22 protein-coding genes are annotated in these 16,092 nt (G+C 66.5%); 15 read left to right on the top strand and 7 right to left on the bottom strand.

Annotated features, from left to right (window positions below):
* The first annotated feature begins 22 nt into the window (after positions 1-22).
* The 3 genes from Q0568_RS10110 to Q0568_RS10120 are packed head-to-tail and all read left to right on the top strand — an operon-like array spanning position 23 to position 882.
* Positions 23-271, top strand: a complete 249-nt coding sequence (locus tag Q0568_RS10110; RefSeq protein WP_298865967.1) for a type II toxin-antitoxin system Phd/YefM family antitoxin — start codon at positions 23-25, stop codon at positions 269-271.
* On the top strand, positions 268-534 hold the full coding sequence (locus Q0568_RS10115; protein WP_298865969.1) for a Txe/YoeB family addiction module toxin: 267 nt from the start codon (positions 268-270) through the stop codon (positions 532-534). Before Q0568_RS10110 ends, Q0568_RS10115 begins: the two co-directional genes overlap by 4 nt.
* A gap of 27 nt (positions 535-561) precedes the next feature.
* On the top strand, positions 562-882 hold the full coding sequence (locus Q0568_RS10120; protein WP_298865971.1) for a MazG-like family protein: 321 nt from the start codon (positions 562-564) through the stop codon (positions 880-882).
* 102 nt (positions 883-984) lie between these two features.
* Here the strand turns inward: Q0568_RS10120 and Q0568_RS10125 are convergent, their stop codons facing one another.
* Both Q0568_RS10125 and Q0568_RS10130 read right to left on the bottom strand, forming a co-directional pair.
* Positions 985-1,443 (bottom strand): helix-turn-helix transcriptional regulator, encoded by a 459-nt coding sequence (locus Q0568_RS10125; protein WP_298865973.1) that lies wholly within the window; start codon positions 1,441-1,443, stop codon positions 985-987.
* Positions 1,444-1,456: 13 nt separating this feature from the next.
* Positions 1,457-2,170 (bottom strand): hypothetical protein, encoded by a 714-nt coding sequence (locus tag Q0568_RS10130; protein ID WP_298865976.1) that lies wholly within the window; start codon positions 2,168-2,170, stop codon positions 1,457-1,459.
* Positions 2,171-2,261: 91 nt separating this feature from the next.
* Between Q0568_RS10130 and Q0568_RS10135 the strand changes: the two genes are divergently transcribed.
* The 3 genes from Q0568_RS10135 (at position 2,262) to Q0568_RS10145 (ending at position 4,271) form a co-directional block, all read left to right on the top strand.
* Entirely contained in the window at positions 2,262-3,005 is a 744-nt protein-coding gene (locus Q0568_RS10135; protein WP_298865979.1) for an EI24 domain-containing protein, read from the top strand.
* On the top strand, positions 2,998-3,771 hold the full coding sequence (locus tag Q0568_RS10140) for a DNA-formamidopyrimidine glycosylase family protein (protein WP_298865981.1): 774 nt from the start codon (positions 2,998-3,000) through the stop codon (positions 3,769-3,771). Before Q0568_RS10135 ends, Q0568_RS10140 begins: the two co-directional genes overlap by 8 nt.
* Positions 3,772-3,863: 92 nt before the next feature.
* The gene (locus Q0568_RS10145) at positions 3,864-4,271 is read left to right on the top strand and encodes a transferase (RefSeq protein ID WP_298865982.1); all 408 of its coding nucleotides are present in this window, start codon (positions 3,864-3,866) and stop codon (positions 4,269-4,271) included.
* Positions 4,272-4,289: 18 nt separating this feature from the next.
* Here the strand turns inward: Q0568_RS10145 and Q0568_RS10150 are convergent, their stop codons facing one another.
* Together Q0568_RS10150 and Q0568_RS10155 are read right to left on the bottom strand one after the other, a co-directional pair.
* Positions 4,290-4,742 (bottom strand): Ltp family lipoprotein, encoded by a 453-nt coding sequence (locus Q0568_RS10150; RefSeq protein ID WP_298865984.1) that lies wholly within the window; start codon positions 4,740-4,742, stop codon positions 4,290-4,292.
* 162 nt (positions 4,743-4,904) lie between these two features.
* Complete coding sequence (locus Q0568_RS10155; RefSeq protein ID WP_298865986.1) at positions 4,905-5,333, bottom strand: hypothetical protein; 429 nt, start codon at positions 5,331-5,333, stop codon at positions 4,905-4,907.
* 90 nt (positions 5,334-5,423) lie between these two features.
* Here Q0568_RS10155 and Q0568_RS10160 point away from each other — a divergent pair, with 90 nt between their 5' ends.
* Positions 5,424-6,104: a helix-turn-helix domain-containing protein gene (locus tag Q0568_RS10160; RefSeq protein WP_298865988.1), complete on the top strand. Its 681-nt coding sequence runs from the start codon at positions 5,424-5,426 to the stop codon at positions 6,102-6,104.
* A gap of 197 nt (positions 6,105-6,301) precedes the next feature.
* Entirely contained in the window at positions 6,302-7,018 is a 717-nt protein-coding gene (locus Q0568_RS10165) for a LysR family substrate-binding domain-containing protein (protein WP_298865990.1), read from the top strand.
* A 71-nt stretch (positions 7,019-7,089) separates the two neighbouring features.
* Here the strand turns inward: Q0568_RS10165 and Q0568_RS10170 are convergent, their stop codons facing one another.
* On the bottom strand, positions 7,090-9,636 hold the full coding sequence (locus Q0568_RS10170; protein WP_298865992.1) for an ATP-dependent Clp protease ATP-binding subunit: 2,547 nt from the start codon (positions 9,634-9,636) through the stop codon (positions 7,090-7,092).
* Between the two features lie 101 nt (positions 9,637-9,737).
* On the opposite strand from Q0568_RS10170, the gene Q0568_RS10175 reads away from it, so the two are divergent.
* On the top strand, positions 9,738-10,451 hold the full coding sequence (locus Q0568_RS10175) for a GMP synthase (protein ID WP_298865994.1): 714 nt from the start codon (positions 9,738-9,740) through the stop codon (positions 10,449-10,451).
* Here the strand turns inward: Q0568_RS10175 and Q0568_RS10180 are convergent, their stop codons facing one another.
* Complete coding sequence (locus tag Q0568_RS10180; protein ID WP_298865996.1) at positions 10,452-10,907, bottom strand: glutaminase; 456 nt, start codon at positions 10,905-10,907, stop codon at positions 10,452-10,454.
* Positions 10,908-10,978: 71 nt separating this feature from the next.
* Between Q0568_RS10180 and purU the strand changes: the two genes are divergently transcribed.
* The 6 genes from purU to Q0568_RS10205 all read left to right on the top strand — a co-directional run bounded on the left by purU (position 10,979) and on the right by Q0568_RS10205 (position 15,798).
* The gene (purU, locus tag Q0568_RS10185; RefSeq protein ID WP_298865999.1) at positions 10,979-11,842 is read left to right on the top strand and encodes a formyltetrahydrofolate deformylase; all 864 of its coding nucleotides are present in this window, start codon (positions 10,979-10,981) and stop codon (positions 11,840-11,842) included.
* Between the two features lie 117 nt (positions 11,843-11,959).
* A complete protein-coding gene (locus Q0568_RS10190) occupies positions 11,960-13,600 on the top strand; it encodes an AAA family ATPase (protein ID WP_298866000.1) in 1,641 nt (546 codons plus the stop codon).
* Positions 13,601-13,609: 9 nt separating this feature from the next.
* Positions 13,610-14,047 (top strand): hypothetical protein, encoded by a 438-nt coding sequence (locus tag Q0568_RS10195; protein ID WP_298866001.1) that lies wholly within the window; start codon positions 13,610-13,612, stop codon positions 14,045-14,047.
* Positions 14,047-14,265 (top strand): DUF2997 domain-containing protein, encoded by a 219-nt coding sequence (locus tag Q0568_RS17215; protein ID WP_366941390.1) that lies wholly within the window; start codon positions 14,047-14,049, stop codon positions 14,263-14,265. The genes Q0568_RS10195 and Q0568_RS17215 overlap by 1 nt, the downstream gene beginning before the upstream one ends.
* Positions 14,262-15,155 carry a helix-hairpin-helix domain-containing protein gene (locus tag Q0568_RS10200; RefSeq protein WP_298866003.1) on the top strand — a complete coding sequence of 298 codons (894 nt, stop codon included), beginning with the start codon at positions 14,262-14,264 and terminating at the stop codon, positions 15,153-15,155. Before Q0568_RS17215 ends, Q0568_RS10200 begins: the two co-directional genes overlap by 4 nt.
* On the top strand, positions 15,052-15,798 hold the full coding sequence (locus Q0568_RS10205) for a 4Fe-4S single cluster domain-containing protein (protein WP_298866005.1): 747 nt from the start codon (positions 15,052-15,054) through the stop codon (positions 15,796-15,798). The genes Q0568_RS10200 and Q0568_RS10205 overlap by 104 nt, the downstream gene beginning before the upstream one ends.
* A gap of 107 nt (positions 15,799-15,905) precedes the next feature.
* Here the strand turns inward: Q0568_RS10205 and Q0568_RS10210 are convergent.
* Positions 15,906-16,092: hypothetical protein (locus Q0568_RS10210; RefSeq protein WP_298866007.1), on the bottom strand; the 187-nt coding region annotated here is incomplete at its 5' end.

The following is a 16,092-nucleotide window of genomic DNA, read 5'->3' on the forward strand; positions in this document are numbered from 1 at the left end:
AGGTACAAGTGAGGAGGATCCGATGGCCATCACCGCCAGCGAAGCTCGGCGAGATCTCTTCGGCCTCGTCGAGCGAGTGAATCTCGACCAGACCGAGGTGGAGATCATGTCGAAGCGCGGTTCCGCCGTGCTCATGTCGAAGGACGAGTACGACTCCCTCGTCGAGACGAGCTACCTCCTGCGCTCACCCAAGAACGCCCGCCGACTGCTGTCCGCGCTGGAGCACGCGCGTGAGGGAGACATCGTCGAGCACGACCTCACCGACGAATGACGGAGCGCCTCCTCACCTGGACCGCCGAAGGGTGGGAGGACTACGTCTACTGGCAGACGCAGGACCGGCGTACCTTGAAGCGCATCAACCTGCTGATAGCGGACGTGCTCCGCGACGACCCGTTCGATGGCGTCGGCAAGCCCGAGCCGCTGAAGCATGCTCTCGCCGGTGCGTGGTCACGGAGGATCGACGAGGCGAACCGCCTCGTGTACATCGCCGACGATCAGTCGGTGACCATCCTGCAGGCGCGGTACCACTACTGACCCGACGCCGTGTGATTGGCTGACCGGATGAAGACCACCGCTGACGACCTGCTGCGGATCGCCGACGGCTACGCACGCGCGTTCCCGAACGGAGACTCCCCCTTGCGCATCCTTGCCCGCCTCACGGAGGAGCTGGGCGAGGTAGCCGCTGAGATCGCCCATCTGGAGGACCACGGCGCGAAGACCGCGAAGCACGGACCGGCGGATCCTGCCCACCTGGCGTCGGAGATCGAAGACCTTCTGCACAACACCTTCGCGCTCATCCGGCACTACGACATCGGCGACCTCGTGGATGCCGAGATCGCCGCGACCGCACGGCGGCACGCCGCCGGGGGACTCAGCAGCTGACGCTCACGCCTCTGCGTTCCACGCCGCCCGCAGCACGCGTCCCGCAGGTCGCCACGCCGACGAGCGCAGCCCACTCGTCGTCCGACCACCACTTCCGGCCACTCACGCCCACTCCAGGATCAGATTCTTCGACCGAGCCGGAACCCGGTAGCGGTCAGCGATCTGCTCCACGGCCACGAGCACGTCCATCGAGGGCGTGACCTTGCCGGTCAGGTAGGAGTTCAGGCGCGTGCGTGACGTGCCGAGTTCCGCAGCAAGCTCCCCCTGCGTCATCCGGGTCCCACGGAACGCATCCTGCAGCTGGTCGAGCGCGATCTGCGCCGGCGTGCGCAGTGCGTGCGAGAGCATCTCATCGAGAAGCGCCACAGTGGATCGCGACTCGGCGGCATCGCGCGCCTCATCGAGCACGCGCCTCAGCGTCGGCTCAGCGACGACCGCGTCGACGAGCTTGCGCCAATCCTTCGAATAGCCGCGGTCGATGGCTGCCAGCATCCCCTCGAAGCCCCAGAGTGCCACAGGGTCATCCGGCGTCACGTCGAGATTGCGGAATCGCAACGGCATCCTGCACTCCTTTTCAGTTCATCGATCCAGCCAGCCGACGACACTCCGCGACGACGTCCTCCCAACGGTGCCACCGCAGCTCCAAGCCCTTGTATCGGGGCAGATCCACGAGGTGTGCACGATCTTTCGGCGAAGGCTCCACTAGCTGACGTGACAGCTGAGCTCGCACCGGTCGATCCTCCGCGTGCTTCTCATCCGTGTAGTAGTCGTCGATGCGCGCGAGAACGCGACCGATGTACGCGGTTCCGAACCTGCCCGAAAGTGCTGCGACATCAAGGTAGTCGCGCATCTGATTGCGCTTGACGATGAGGTACCCCTTGATGCGAGCGGTCTCCTCGAGTGTCGGCACAGTCACCGCTCCGCCCGACGGGAGCGTCACCTGCTGCACCTCAAGCGGGCGGAGCCGGATCAGCTGCCGGACACCCGCCTCGATTCCGCCCAGCTCCCCCAGGATGATCTTCCCCGGAACAGCACGGTTGAGAATGAAGTCCTGCTCGCGTTCCAATGCGTCGAGCACGAGGTCGAACCGATCACGCAGGTCCGTAAGCACATGATCGTGATCGGTGGACATGCGGTGATGCGCATAGAGCGCGGCTGCGGATCCACCGACGAGCACGGCATCCGGCACAAGCTGTTGAAGTCTTGCAGCAGAGTCCAACACCTCCTCGAGCCCCGCGGGCAGATCCTTCGAGGAGGGTGCGACGTGCTCCGACAGCTCATCATCCATGAAATAACTGTATCATTTTTGATACATAGACGGGTTGCTGTTCTTGGGTTCGGATCGAGCTGGGCATCTGCGTGTGCCCTAGTCTGGCCAGGTGATCAGCGAGTTCCTCACCGGCATCCGATTCCTGGGGCGCGGCTTCGGGTACTGGCGACGGATGCCGCGGCTCATGCTGCTCGGTCTGCTCCCCGGCTTCATCGTGCTGGTGCTGCTGGCGGCCGTGCTCATTCCGCTGTGGGCGTCGCTCGGACCGATCACGACCTGGATCACACCTTTCGCGGACTCCTGGAACGCGGGCTGGGCGACCGCCCTGCGCATCGCCATCGGGATCGTGATCGTCGTCAGCTCAGCCGCGCTGGCAAGCGTCGTCTTCACCGCTCTCGCCCTGCTGATCGGCGACCCGTTCTACCAGCGCATCTGGCGGGCCGTCGAGAACGACCTCGGCGGGGACGTCCCCGCCGGAGACGGCGGTCTGCGCGTGGCGCTGGGCGAGAGCATCCGGCTGGTACTGCGGGGCATCCTCGTGGCCCTCATCGCTCTGATCCTCGGCTTCATCCCGCTGGTCGGCGCTCCCCTGGCCACGGTGATCAGCCTGCTGCTGACCGGACGGCTCCTGGCGCGCGAGCTCACCGGCCGCGCGCTGAATGCGCGCGACATCGACAGCCGCACGCGTTCGCGGATGCTCGCGTCGCGGAGGAGTCGGATGCTGGGCTTCGGCGTCGCGGCGCAGCTGTGCTTCATGGTGCCGTTGGGAGCGGTGATCATCATGCCGACCGCCGTCGCAGGCTCCACGCTGCTGGCCCGCGACCTTCTCGGGAACGGAGTCGCCCGTGCCTGAGGGCGACACGGTCTTCCAGGCCGCCCGACGGCTGGATCAGGCGCTGCGCGGCCACGTGGTGACCCGCTTCGAGCTGCGCGTGCCACAGGCCGCAACGGTCGATCTGACCGGCGAGACCGTGCACGAGGTGGTGCCGCGCGGCAAGCACATCCTCATGCGCATCGGCACGCGCACGCTGCATTCCCATCTGCGCATGGACGGCTCGTGGCGCCTGTACCGTCCGGGCGAGCGGTGGCGGCACCCGGCGTTCAGGACGCGCGCGATCGTCGGCACGCAGGCTCGGGATGCGGTCGGAGTCGACATCGCGGAGATCAAGATCGTCGCCACCCGCGACGAGCACGAACTGGTGGGTCATCTCGGTCCGGATCCGCTCTCCGACGAGTGGGATCCCGCCGAGGCGGTGCGCCGCCTGAGCGCCGACACCCGCAGCATCCATGTCGCCCTGCTCGATCAGCGCAACGTCGCAGGCTTCGGCAACGAGTACGCCGCCGAACTGCTGTTCCTGCGCGGAATCCTGCCGACCACGCCTGCCCCAGAGGTCGACGTGGCAGCCCTCATCGACCTCGGTGCGCGCACCATCCGCGCCAACCGCGACCGCATCGACCGCACCTTCACCGGCGACGCCCGGCGCGGCTTCACGGACTGGGTGCACGGGCGCGCGAACCGCCCCTGCCGGCGCTGCGGAACGCCGATCCGGACCGGCTCGCTGGGCGCGGATCCCACCCTCGAGCGCGTCACGTTCTGGTGCCCGAGCTGCCAGCGGTGAGACAGGTTAGGGCATCCTTTCCACAGGGGGAATGAAATCCCCCGTCCCGTGGTTGTAGCTATATCCGGAGGTCTCCGGACACGGGAGGAATCGTGGGCAAGAACTACATCGACATCGAGGACGACCAGGGCTCCACGTTGCGTTATCGCAAGCACGCCAACGGTCGTGGCCTTGTCGCGCACGGCGCGAAGGTGAACCCCAAGGCACTCATCGAAGCCGGGGCCTATGTCGAACCCGGGGCGAAGATCGGCGCCGGCGCGCGCATCGTCCGCGGCGCGTGGGTCGATTCGGATGCCGTGGTGGGCGAGAACGCCTACATCGACGCGCATGCGCACATCGGCCAGGGGGCCGTGATCGGCGACGGCGCGCACATCGGCGTCCGCACCGACATCGGGCCGGGGGCGCGCATCGCCCGCGGCGCCCGCATCGGCGACGACGAGACCGTGGCCGCGGGGCTGCGCATCGCCACCGACCCGAAGGGGCTGTGGCTGGCGGCCTGATCCGTCAGAGCAGGTGAGTCAGCGGCCCACCGCGGCGAGCGCGTAGTCGATCTCCAGCTCGGCGAAGCCCTCGAACGAGAGTTGATTGCGCAGCTCGCTCGAAGTGAACGAGCCGGTGTTGAGGTGCCTGTTCGCGGCCGTTGCGGCCTCATTCTTCCAGTGCGCGTCGATGCGGTCGACCGCGAGTTCGGCATCCTCAGTGGAGTAGCCGACCTCGACGAGCTGCTGCACCAGCCCCCTGCGGGAGACACCGAGCGACCCCAGGGACGAGCGCGCCGCATCGACCGCCAACTCCTGCGCGACCGTCAACGGTGCGAAGGATTCTTCCGCCGTCGGACTCGCCGACGGCGCGGATGCCGTGGGTGCGGCGTCACCGGCATCCGGTCTCAGGCTCAGCATCCCGCCGACTGCTCCCACCGCCACGATCACGGCGATGATCGCGCCGATCACGATCCACGCTCGCCCCGACATGTTCGGATGCTATCGGTCACGGGCCCGCAGCGCCACGAATCGGGCACCGCGGTTGTCGGAACCTGCCCGAGCATGCAGAACGGCGGTGGTCAGAGCACCTGAACCACCGCCGTTCCTTGCGCGTGTCCCCATGCGCGCTCCGCGCCCCCGCGCGGAGCTCTGTCAGCTGCGGCGTCGCAGCCAGCCGTACCCCTCGCCGGTGGCGAGCAGGAAGAGCGCCAGGGCCGCAACCAGCAGCCCGAAGTCGCGCAGGGCGATGTCGAGGTAGCCGCCGACGCTGACCAGGCTGACGATGATGCCCAGTAGCCACACAGCCACCACCAGGCCGCCCAGGCGCGGGGCGATGGCGACCAGGATGCCGGCGATGATCTCGATGGCTCCCACGATGAGCATCATCGTGGGAGCGCTCATGCCGACCATCTCATGCATCCACGGAGCCAGATACCGCTCCCAGTCGGACGTCAGTACCCTGACGTACTTGTCGAGGCCGAACAGAATCGGCGCCACGATGAAGACCGTCCTCAGCAGCAGGAACGCGAGATGCTGATAATTCTGCGTCACCACTGGTCGTGCCTCACTCCGCGTGCTCATCTCCGAGCCATCCTTTCTAAAAGAAGTTACTATTGAACATAGAAGCATCCAGTTCTAAATGCAAGACGTTCTTCTTTTAGAAGGTTGATCATGGACATCACCGCACAGGCATCGAGCATCGGAGCGCTCGCCGACGACACCCGGCGAGCGCTGTACGAGCACGTCTCCCAGCAGACCGAGCCCGTCAGTCGCGAGGAGGCGGCCAAGGCCGTGGGGATCTCCCCCAACATGGCGCGCTTCCACCTGGACAAGCTCGTCGACGCGGGTCTGCTGGAGACCGAGTTCCGCCGGCTGTCCGGCCGCACCGGCCCCGGAGCGGGCCGTCCGTCCAAGCTGTACCACCGGGCAGCGACCACCATCTCCGTGTCGCTCCCAGAGCGCCGCTACGACCTCGTGGGCCATCTGCTGGCAGGCGCCATCGAGCGCGCCGGCGAAGGCGGCACGTCCCTGAACGATGCGGTCGCCGAGGTCGCGCGCGACGAGGGGCACGAGATCGCGGCATCCGCTCCTGCGGAGACCGAACCCGACGACCTGGGCCGCGTGGCCGCGGTGCTGGCCGCGCAGGGCTTCGAGCCGCACGAGCAGGACGGCGCGCTCACGCTCGCCAACTGCCCCTTCGACTCCCTGGCCCGCGAGCACACCGACCTGGTGTGCTCGGCCAACCTGTCGCTGATCGGCGGCATCCTCGAGGGCTTGGACTGCCCGCACCTGCGTGCCAGCGGTGAGCCTCACGCGGGACAGTGCTGCGTGGCCATCCGCCGCGCGGGCTGAGGCTCCCAGCGCGCCCGCTCCGCCGCATCCGCTCCGCTCACCGGCATCCGCTCCGCTCACCGGCATCCGCTCTACTCACCGGCATCCGAGAATCGGAAGACGTCCCAGAACCGGACGATTCGGGCGGATTCCTTCCGGTTCTCAGCTGCCTTCCGGTTCTCAGCGCTCCCGAACCCGGCGCCGATACGCTGAACCCCATGAAGAACGCCCGGCGCCGCCCCGCACGCCCGCGCCCCGGCAGGCCGGCGTCGAAGAAGCAGACGCAGCAGAAGCCGGTGCATCGCAAGCCCGTCAAGAAGCAGGCGCCGCTCCCAACCCCCGAAGAACCGCGCGTCCTGCGCCTGGGGCTGGTGCCCGGCACGACGCCCGGCAAGTGGATCGACATCTGGAAGGAGCGGATGCCGCACGTCGAGCTCGAACTCGTGCCGCTGAGCTTCGCCGAGCAGCGCGAGGGCATCGATGATGTGGACCTGGCGCTGGTGCGCCTGCCCCTGGAGCGCCCGGGCGATCTGCACGTGATCCCGCTGTACGACGAGGTGCCAGTGGTCGTCGCCGCGAAGGACTCGCACCTGATGGCGGTTGACGAGCTGACCGCCGGCGACCTGACCGGCGAGGTGCTCATCACGCCCGGCGACGACGTCCTGGGGTCGCTGGATCTGCCGACCGTCGCGCCGAGCTTCCCGACGATCCCGACCACGGAGGATGCCGTGGCCACGGTCGCCTCGGGCACGGGCATCCTGGTCGTTCCGATGTCGTTGGCGCGACTGCACAAGCGCAAGGATGCCGACTACCGGCCGCTCGCCGACGGTCCGATCTCCACGGTCGTACTGGCGTGGCCGCGCGACGCGACCACCCCCGACGTCGAGGCGTTCGTCGGTATCGTGCGGGGCCGCACGGCGAACTCGTCGCGGTAGCGCGCTCCGACTCGTGGGTCGCGAATGGCCGCCTCACTGTCGGCGAGGCGGCCATTCGAGCCACACGAAGGTCAGGCCGCGGCGGCCAGCGGGGCGGGTGCCGTGACCAGGAGCGCGCCGTCGGCGGCATCGACGATCACGCGACCGCCGTCAGTCAGCGAGCCGTCCACGAACAGATCGGCGATGCGATCCTCGACCTCGCGCTGGATCAGCCGCCGCAGCGGACGAGCGCCGTACTCGGGCTCGTAGCCGTGCTCGCCGAGCCAGGCGACCGCGACATCCGTCGCCTCGAACGACACTTCGCGACCCGCCAGCCGGGCCGACGTCTCGCGCAGCATCAGCCGCACGATCTCGTCCAGCTCCGTGCGGGACAGCTTCTGGAAGATCACGATCTCGTCGATCCGGTTCAGGAACTCCGGCCGCATGGCTTCGCGCAGCTTGCCCATCACCCGGGCCTTCAGGTCCTCCTGCGAGGAGAAGCCCGAAGCATCGCGCGACGCGACGAACCCCAGCGCGCCCGACCGCGAGGCCAGGAACTCCGAACCGAGGTTCGAGGTCATCACGATCACCGTGTTGCGGAAGTCGACCGTGCGGCCCTGACCATCGGTCAGGCGCCCGTCGTCGAGCACCTGCAGCAGCAGGTTGAACACGTCGGGGTGCGCCTTCTCGATCTCGTCGAACAGCACGATCGAGTACGGGTTGCGGCGCACGCGCTCGGTGAGCTGACCGGCCTCGTCGTAGCCGACGTATCCCGGAGGGGCGCCGACCAGGCGCGACACGGTGTGACGCTCGCCGAACTCGCTCATGTCGAAGCGGATCACGGCGTTCTCGTCGTCGAACAGGCGGTCGGCCAGGGCCTTCGCCAACTCGGTCTTGCCGACACCGGTGGGGCCGAGGAACAGGAACGATCCGACCGGACGACGGGCATCGCCCATGCCGGTACGACTGCGGCGCACGGACCGGGCGACCGCCGCCACGGCGTCGTCCTGCCCGATCACGCGGGCGTGCAGATCGTGCTCCAGGTCGCCGAGGCGAGTCCGCTCGGTCTCGGTCAGGCGACTGACCGGGATGCCGGTGGCGCGGGAGATCACGGCGGCGATCTGCGCCTCGTCGACCACGGCATCCACCGGGGTGCCGACGGACGTGCCGGCCTCGTCGATCTTCGCCTGCACGGCGGCGATCTCGTCGCGCACGCGCGACGCCTCCTCGTAGTGCTCGGCGCCGACGGCGGCGTTCTTCTGCGCCTCCAGGTCGGCCAGGGCCGACATCAGGGCGCCCACGTCGGTCGCCACTCCCAGCCGCAGGCGCAGCCGGGCGCCGGCCTGGTCGACCAGGTCGATGGCCTTGTCGGGCAGCACCCGATCGGGCAGGTACCGCGCGCTGAGCTCGACGGCGGCGCGAAGGGCCTCGTCGGTGTACGTCACCTCGTGGTGCTGCTGGTATGCCGACTTCAGTCCCTGCAGGATCCGCACGGCGTCCTCGATGGACGGCTCGGCGACCTTCACCGGCTGGAACCGGCGCTCCAGTGCAGCATCCTTCTCGATGCGGCGGTACTCGTTGAGCGTGGTCGCGCCGACCAGGTGCAGGTCACCGCGCGCCAGGCGCGGCTTGAGGATGTTGCCGGCGTCCATGCCGCCGCTCTCGCCGGATCCCCCGGCGCCGACGACGGTGTGCAGCTCGTCGACGAACACGATGATCTCGCCCTTGTGCGCAGCGATCTCATCCATGGTCTTGGTCATCCGCTCCTCGAAGTCGCCCCGGTAGCGGGTGCCGGAGAGCATGCCGGGCAGGTCGAGCGCGATCACCCGGCGACCCTTCAGCTGCGCGGGTACCTGACCGTCGACGATCGCGCGGGCCAGGCCCTCGACGATCGCGGTCTTGCCGACGCCGGCCTCGCCGATCAGCACCGGGTTGTTCTTGGTGCGGCGGCTGAGGATCTCGATGGTCTGCTCGATCTCGGTCTCGCGGCCGATCACGGGATCCAGCGCGCCCTCGCGGGCGCGGGCGGTGAGGTCCAGTCCGTACTTGTCGAGCATCGGCGTCTCGGATGCCGGGTTCTCGGCGCCCTCGGTCTGCGGGCGGACGCCCGCGGGTACGGGCTCGCCGCGCAGCACCTGCGTGACGCCCTCCGCGGTGACGCCGGCACGAGCCAGCACCTGGCCCGCGGCGGAGTCCTGGCCGATCACCAGGGCGAAGAACACGTGCTCGGGGTCGATGTACGTCGACCCGGAGGAGCGCGCGACCTGGTAGCCGTGGAACAGCGCCCGGCTGGCGCTGGGCGTCAGGCTGGCGGCATCGCTGTCGGCCGCGTCGCGGGCCTCAGGCAGCCGTGCCTCGGCGGCCTGCGCGACGACGGCGGGGTCGATGCCCAGACGCTGGATCACGCGGGCGACGCCCTCGTCCTCGACGATCATGCGGAGGATGTGCAGCGCGTCGAGCTCGGTCTGGCCGCGCTCGAGCGCGAAGCGGCCCGCGCGCTGCAGGATGCCCTGGGTGCGGGCGGTGAGGAACCGGCTGAGATCGATCGAGCGTCCCTGACGGCCCTGCTCGCCGGCGAGGTAACGGGCGAGGAAGTCGTCGAACGATCCCGAGCCCGCCTCGTTGAAGTCGTTGGCCATTATCGTTTCCTCTCAAACTTGAGCGTACTTCTGTCAACTTCAACGTCACATGATGTCCCCTATTCCCGGTTCGGGGCAAATCCGCCGAATAGACTCACTGCATGTCCTCGGTGCTGTACGTCTGCGTGCGTCCCGAGCGGGATGCTGCGGATGCCGAGCACCGCTCGTTCGCGCGCGATCTCGGCATCCCGAACCTGCACCGCCTCGATCTGCTGCACGCGTCGCTGCAGACCGTGGAGTGGGAGCAGTACGGCGGGTTCGTGATCGGCGGATCGCCGTTCAACGTGACGGATGCCGACCCGTCCGAGACGCAGCGGGATGTGGAGCACGACCTGGAGCGCATCGCCGCCCGCGCCCTGTCCGGCGCCGCGGCGGCGCTGTTCACCTGCTACGGCATCGGCGTGGTGACGCGGATGCTGGGCGGCGAGGTCACCCTGGATCATCCGGAGAGTGTGCAGGCCGCGCGCATCTGGCTCACCGCCGAAGGGGCGGCCGATCCGCTGTTCGGGCCGAGCGGCCCGGAGTTCACCGTGTTCACCGCGCACAAGGAGTCGGCCGCGGCTCCCCCGCCCGGAGCCGTGCTGCTGGCCACCGACGATGCCTGCCCCGTGCAGGCGTTCCGCGTGGGTGACCACCTGTATGCCACGCAGTTCCATCCCGAGGCATCCCCGCAGGACTTCGCCGATCGGATGGCGGTGTACCGGGCGTCCGGCTACTTCGACCCCGACGCGTACACGGCCACCGCGGATCGGGTGCTGGCATCGTCTGTCGACGGCGCCGACCTGCTGCGCCGATTCCCCGGGCTGCTCGGCTGATCAACCCCGCAGCAGCGCGATCTTCTCGTCCAGGTAGCCCGCCAGCGGCACCGGGACCCCGGTGTGCGACCACAGCACCGCCGGCTCACCACCGTGCAGCAACAGCGGGCCGGATGCCGCACCCGCGTCCACCGCGGCGGCGTCCAGCTCCTGCCAGTCCAGGTGCACGACCTCGCCCTCGGCGAAGCCGCCCCGGAAGGCCGCGGCGCGGCGCTCAGCCCTGGCCCGCGAGGCGATGGCCGTGTACCCGCGGCGCACCTCCTCAGAGGCACGCAGGATCTCCCCCGTGGCCAGCACCCCGTCATCCGTGAGCAGCAGCACGCCCAGGTGCCAGGCCTCCCCCGCCCGCACGATGCGCTCCTTGCGCCAGCGGGGGGTGCGCAGTATCCCCAGCCCCTCCTTCGGGGCGCCGGCAAGGCGACGCCGCGTGTCCTCAAGCAGCGCGAGAACGGTCATGCTCCCAGGGTAACGATTGGCTCGCATCCGCCAGGAAGGGCAGAATCGAGGCACACACCCTAGGAGCCTCCATGCTGCAGACCGACACCGCGCGCCTTCTCATCGCCTGCGACGACCAGCCGGGGATCGTCTCGGCCGTCGCCGGGGTGCTGGCATCGCACGGAGCCAACATCATCTCGCTGGCCCAGCACTCCACCGATGCGCACGGCGGGCGCTTCTTCCAGCGCACGGTGTTCCATCTGGAGGGATTCGAGGCGAACCGGCCCGCGTTGGAGGCGTCGATCGCCGAGGTGGCCGGCCGGTTCGACATGGAGTGGTCACTGCATGACACTGCCAGACGCAAGCGCGTGGCGATCTTCGTCTCGAAGTACGACCACTGCCTGATGGAGCTGCTGTGGCGCACCCAGCGCGGTGAGCTGGACATCGACGTGGAGATGGTGATCTCCAACCACCCGGACCTCGCCGAGCCGGTGCGCTCGTTCGGCGTGCCGTTCGTGCACATCCCCCGCGGCACGGGCGAGGATGCCAAGGCCGAGATGGAGGAGCGTCAGCTCGAGCTGCTGCAGGGCAACGTCGACCTGGTGGTGCTGGCGCGCTACATGCAGATCCTCACCGACGACTTCATCGAGCGGCTCGGCGTGCCGGTGATCAACATCCACCACTCGTTCCTGCCGGCCTTCGTGGGCGCCAATCCGTATGCGCGCGCCAAGGAGCGCGGAGTCAAGCTCATCGGCGCTACCGCGCACTACGCCACGGCCGACTTGGACGAGGGGCCCATCATCGAGCAGGACGTCACCCGCGTCACGCACGCCGAATCGGCCGCCGACCTGCAGCAGCGCGGCGCCGACGTCGAGCGCTACGTGCTGGCGCGCGCCGTGAAGTGGCACGCCGAGGACCGTGTGATCGTGCACGGCCGCTCCACCGTCATCCTCTGATTTCAAGCGTCACGTCCGCGCTCGGGATCAAACTTGTAGGCCCCGGGCGCTTTGCCGACTGTGGCAAACTGACCACACCAATAGTTCAAGTCCGCCACTGCGGCAGGAAGGCTTCAGGTGACCTCGACAGCGCTCTCCGGCTTCCAGCGGACCTTGACCGAGTTGATCCGAGCTCGAAACCCAGTACTATTGATTGAAACGCCCGAGCCAGATCGCGTTCTCGACGCCGTCGACAGGATTCTCGCCGAGGGCAGCATCCCCCGAGGTCGAGCCGTGCGAACGTACACGCTCACAAGCGGTCTACACCTTCGTGGCGGTGCGCCGAGCAGCCGCGTACTACCCGAAGAGGCACTGCTTGAGGCGATGAAGGTCACTGAACCTTCGATCTTCGTGTTCCAAGACACGCATCACCAGCTCGGGGCAAACGGTCGTCCTGCAGAACCCGGACTCGTACGAGCCATCCTTGACGTCGCAACTGCTTTCAAGAGCGGCCCCGTAGCACACACGCTGATCCTGGTAGCGCCAGGTCTCAGCCTTCCCATCGATCTTGAGAAGGTCGTCACCGTCGTCGACCTCCCGCTTCCCAACGGTGCAGAAATATCCGACGAACTGGACACGTTTCTCGCCGCCAACCGTGATGCAATCCATGTCGACCTCAGTGATGCGGACCGGCAACGGCTGATCCAGGCCGCTCAGGGTCTGACGCTTGGAGAGGCGGAGAATGCGTTCGCACGCGCGATTGTCTCTGACCGGATCCTCAACGCTGATGACATCGCACTAATTTTGGAAGAGAAGCGTCAGACCATCCGCAAGTCGGGCCTGCTGGAATTCATTCCACCGGTCGGCGGCCTCGGAGACATTGGCGGACTCGACAACCTCAAGAACTGGTTACTGAAGCGTGACGGTGCATGGTTACCAGAAGCAGCGGAGTGGACGGTCCCAGCTCCAAAGGGACTGCTCATCACAGGCGTCCCCGGCTGTGGAAAAAGTCTCACCGCCTCTGCAGTCTCATCCCAATGGGGCCTTCCGCTGCTGCGTCTCGACGTAGGCCGCGTGTTCTCTGGTCTAGTCGGTTCGAGTGAACAGAACATGCGAAATGCACTGAAACTGGCGGAGGCAGTCGCCCCCTCAATTCTGTGGATCGACGAAATCGAAAAGGGCTTCGGCTCTTCGTCCGGCGGAGGCGGCGACTCAGGCACGAGTTCGCGAGTGTTCGGCACTTTCCTCACCTGGATGCAGGAGAAGAAAAGTCCCGTGTTCGTCATCGCGACGGCAAACAAGATCGACGCACTCCCTCCTGAGTTTCTTCGCAAAGGACGATTCGACGAGATCTTCTTCGTCGACCTGCCGACGGCAGCTGAGCGCGAATCGATCTGGGGCCTTCATCTCAGCAAACACCTCGCGTCACCTTCGAAGGCCGGCGGCGAGCTGGACGTCACGAAGCCAATCCTCACCGAGCTGTCTGCGATGAGCGAGGGCTTCTCCGGTGCTGAGATTGCCCAGGCCGTCATAAGTGGGTGCTTCGACGCGTTCGCCGAACGGCGCGCGGTGAACAAGGAGGACATTCTCCGAACGATCGGTCAGACGGTTCCACTATCAGTGACGCAAGCAGAGCAGATCACGCGGATTAGGGAGTGGGCCGGACGACGAGCAGTCTCGGCGACCTCCGAGGCCGCGCGTGACAAGTATGAGTCTGACGCCCCGAGTGATCCTAACGACGTCTCATCGTGGCGCGGCGGACGCGCAATAGAGTTTTAAGGCACGGACATGAGTATCGAAGTATTGCTGATACCACTCGGTATCGCCGCATACGGAGCCGTCGCGACCTGGGCGAAGGAGTCGCGTTCGATCGATCTCTGCGAGAAGTGCAAAGCAACCCGCGTGATGCAGATGCCGCTTCTCATCGAGGCACTAGCGGCCATCGGGATCACCGTGACAACGCAGTCCGCTGATCGCCTCACCGGCACGGGCAAGTGGGGCGCGGTCACCTTTCAGAAGGTCGGCGACTTGTTCCTCGGACGCGCAGATGGCGACGAGAACGCTACGAAGTCGATGCTTGGCGAACTCGACGCCGAGGTCGGGCACATCGCTCAGGTAAAGACGGCGTCATTAGTCGTGGAGCGCGCGCAACAACTTGGCTTCCGGATGGTTGAGCAGTACGAAGATGACGGGTCGCTCAACTACGTCTTCGAGGAGCTGGAGTAATGGTTCGGAGGCTGACGGTCTCGATACTTCCCGACGGAACAATCAATGCCGAGGCGAGCGGGACGCCCGGGCCCAATTGCCTCAGCGCAATCGACCAGTTGCGCCAAATTCTTCACGCGGAGGTGGCCGACTCAAAGCCGACTCCTGAATTCTCGGGTTCTGTGCCGCGTGCCAAACTGAATCTGGAAGCCGACTCGCGACTGGAGGACCGAGCATGAGCACTCCCGAGGAACTGCTGTGTAGCCGAAAGTGGCGCATGGCCCATGGAATCTGGATGCTCTGGGGCTGGTTTCCATTTGCGTGGGCGGCATGGGTGGGCTACCTGATCATTGGGATAAAAGCACGGAGTTGGAAGTGGATCGTGACAGCCGCCGCGTTCTTCGCTTTCGGCTTGACGTCGATGATCATGATGTCCTCGATCCAACAGGCCGCAAGCGCAGCAGTCGGCCACACCCTTGCGAAGGGGGACGTAACCCCACAGCCGTGGTCGACCTACAACACAATTCTCTTCCTCGTGCTACTAGTCGTCTGGATCGGTAACGCTGCTGTCGCGCAGTGGTTCGTCAACCGAAAATGGCTCGTTTGGCGTGCCAACCACAGTAGGGTCCGTGCGAGGCCCTGGTACGCCACCGCTACCGCAACTGCCGAGAGTAGCGTCATGACCATCCCCACGGCGCTTTCATCTCCCACGGTAGCCTTGGATAACGCGCTACATCTTTCCCCTCCCACGAGCGCCTCCTCCCTGACTCCTCGAGCGGTTCCCGCAACTCCTCCGCAGCTCGACACCGCCGCTTCGGCACAACAGGCGCCTGCGGCCCGAACAACCTCGGGCGCCTCGCACCCTGCCCCGGCTACCACACCATCCCAGGTAGACCTCAACACCGCGACTCGAGACCAGTTGGCTGCGTTGCCGGGGCTCGACCTTGCCTGGGCAGACCGCATCATCGCCATCCGTGAGCGCATCGGTGGCTTCGCCAGCCCCGCAGATCTCGTCACTGCCGCTGATGTTCAACCACACGTGCTCGCCAGCATCTACGACAGGCTCATCGCCGTCCCGCAAGCCACGGCGCCCTCGGCACCGGCAACCGGACGCAGACTTGAGTTCTGATCTCCAGCTTCGTGTCAGCCGCGTGCTCCACGGTGTTTCAGCTGAGGGCCCCGGACTACGCACGGCAATCTGGGTGCAGGGGTGCAGCATCCGTTGCAATGGTTGCATCAATCCGCATCTGTTCAACACTCGCGGAGGTAATTCCGTCGACCCTGAGAAGATCGTCTTGGATGCCCTCGAAGCGGGAGTCGAGGGTCTCACCATTCTCGGTGGCGAGCCATTCGACCAGGCGGCCGCATGTGCTTCTCTCGCGCGCAGCGCAAGACGTCTTGGTTTGGGCGTCATCTGCTTCACCGGCTACACGCGCGAGTCTCTTGAACAAGACGGTGACGCCGCCGAGCTCATCGCCGCGGTCGACCTACTTATCGACGGGCCCTACATCGCCGACCTTCCAGAAGATCGACGCGCCCTCGTTGGCTCGACGAACCAGCGATTCATCAACCTCACGTCCCGGTACGCTGACTACGACCCCGCGGATACGCCTAATCGGGTCGAGATACGAATCGGTGAAGACGGCACAGTCGCGATGGCAGGATTCCTCATCGAGGACGACTTGGTCGCGTTCAGCACATCACTAGACGCTCGGCGTACATTCCGAAGCCCCCGGAGTGCAACCCCACAACCAAGTGAACGTGACGGCTGAAGACACTCGCCGCGCGCACCTCTGACGTCATCGCCCTGGTGACGTCGCGAACACGCCGCTGCCGCCGCGGCCGGCTCACCTCTGGATCGAGGTATTGAGAGGGATGTTCATCCAGAGCCTGCCGAGATCGAGCTTGTTCTCGGAGTGTTGACACCGATACGGACCGAGGACAGGAACTCGTTGAAGTCCGCCAGCACGGTATACGGCCGTTCCACCTTGAACCGTTCCAGGTTCTGTGCTGATTCGTCCTGGGTTTGGTTCCGCTTCTTTTGGGAGGATGAATCATGCCCCGTC

The organism is uncultured Microbacterium sp., assembly GCF_937927635.1.
GTDB lineage: Bacteria > Actinomycetota > Actinomycetes > Actinomycetales > Microbacteriaceae > Microbacterium.

What these genes read in the sequence shown, in the direction of transcription:
- Q0568_RS10165 (WP_298865990.1), top strand. Translation starts at nt 6,302, where the DNA reads ATGAAGAACGCCCGGCGCCGCCCCGCACGCCCGCGCCCCGGCAGGCCG.
- Q0568_RS10195 (WP_298866001.1), top strand. Translation starts at nt 13,610, where the DNA reads ATGAGTATCGAAGTATTGCTGATACCACTCGGTATCGCCGCATACGGA.
- Q0568_RS10155 (WP_298865986.1), bottom strand. Translation starts at nt 5,333, where the DNA reads ATGAGCACGCGGAGTGAGGCACGACCAGTGGTGACGCAGAATTATCAG.
- Q0568_RS10125 (WP_298865973.1), bottom strand. Translation starts at nt 1,443, where the DNA reads ATGCCGTTGCGATTCCGCAATCTCGACGTGACGCCGGATGACCCTGTG.
- Q0568_RS17215 (WP_366941390.1), top strand. Translation starts at nt 14,047, where the DNA reads ATGGTTCGGAGGCTGACGGTCTCGATACTTCCCGACGGAACAATCAAT.
- Q0568_RS10120 (WP_298865971.1), top strand. Translation starts at nt 562, where the DNA reads ATGAAGACCACCGCTGACGACCTGCTGCGGATCGCCGACGGCTACGCA.
- Q0568_RS10200 (WP_298866003.1), top strand. Translation starts at nt 14,262, where the DNA reads ATGAGCACTCCCGAGGAACTGCTGTGTAGCCGAAAGTGGCGCATGGCC.
- Q0568_RS10150 (WP_298865984.1), bottom strand. Translation starts at nt 4,742, where the DNA reads ATGTCGGGGCGAGCGTGGATCGTGATCGGCGCGATCATCGCCGTGATC.
- Q0568_RS10180 (WP_298865996.1), bottom strand. Translation starts at nt 10,907, where the DNA reads ATGACCGTTCTCGCGCTGCTTGAGGACACGCGGCGTCGCCTTGCCGGC.
- purU (WP_298865999.1), top strand. Translation starts at nt 10,979, where the DNA reads ATGCTGCAGACCGACACCGCGCGCCTTCTCATCGCCTGCGACGACCAG.
- Q0568_RS10115 (WP_298865969.1), top strand. Translation starts at nt 268, where the DNA reads ATGACGGAGCGCCTCCTCACCTGGACCGCCGAAGGGTGGGAGGACTAC.
- Q0568_RS10160 (WP_298865988.1), top strand. Translation starts at nt 5,424, where the DNA reads ATGGACATCACCGCACAGGCATCGAGCATCGGAGCGCTCGCCGACGAC.
- Q0568_RS10205 (WP_298866005.1), top strand. Translation starts at nt 15,052, where the DNA reads ATGTTCAACCACACGTGCTCGCCAGCATCTACGACAGGCTCATCGCCG.
- Q0568_RS10110 (WP_298865967.1), top strand. Translation starts at nt 23, where the DNA reads ATGGCCATCACCGCCAGCGAAGCTCGGCGAGATCTCTTCGGCCTCGTC.
- Q0568_RS10170 (WP_298865992.1), bottom strand. Translation starts at nt 9,636, where the DNA reads ATGGCCAACGACTTCAACGAGGCGGGCTCGGGATCGTTCGACGACTTC.
- Q0568_RS10175 (WP_298865994.1), top strand. Translation starts at nt 9,738, where the DNA reads ATGTCCTCGGTGCTGTACGTCTGCGTGCGTCCCGAGCGGGATGCTGCG.
- Q0568_RS10130 (WP_298865976.1), bottom strand. Translation starts at nt 2,170, where the DNA reads ATGGATGATGAGCTGTCGGAGCACGTCGCACCCTCCTCGAAGGATCTG.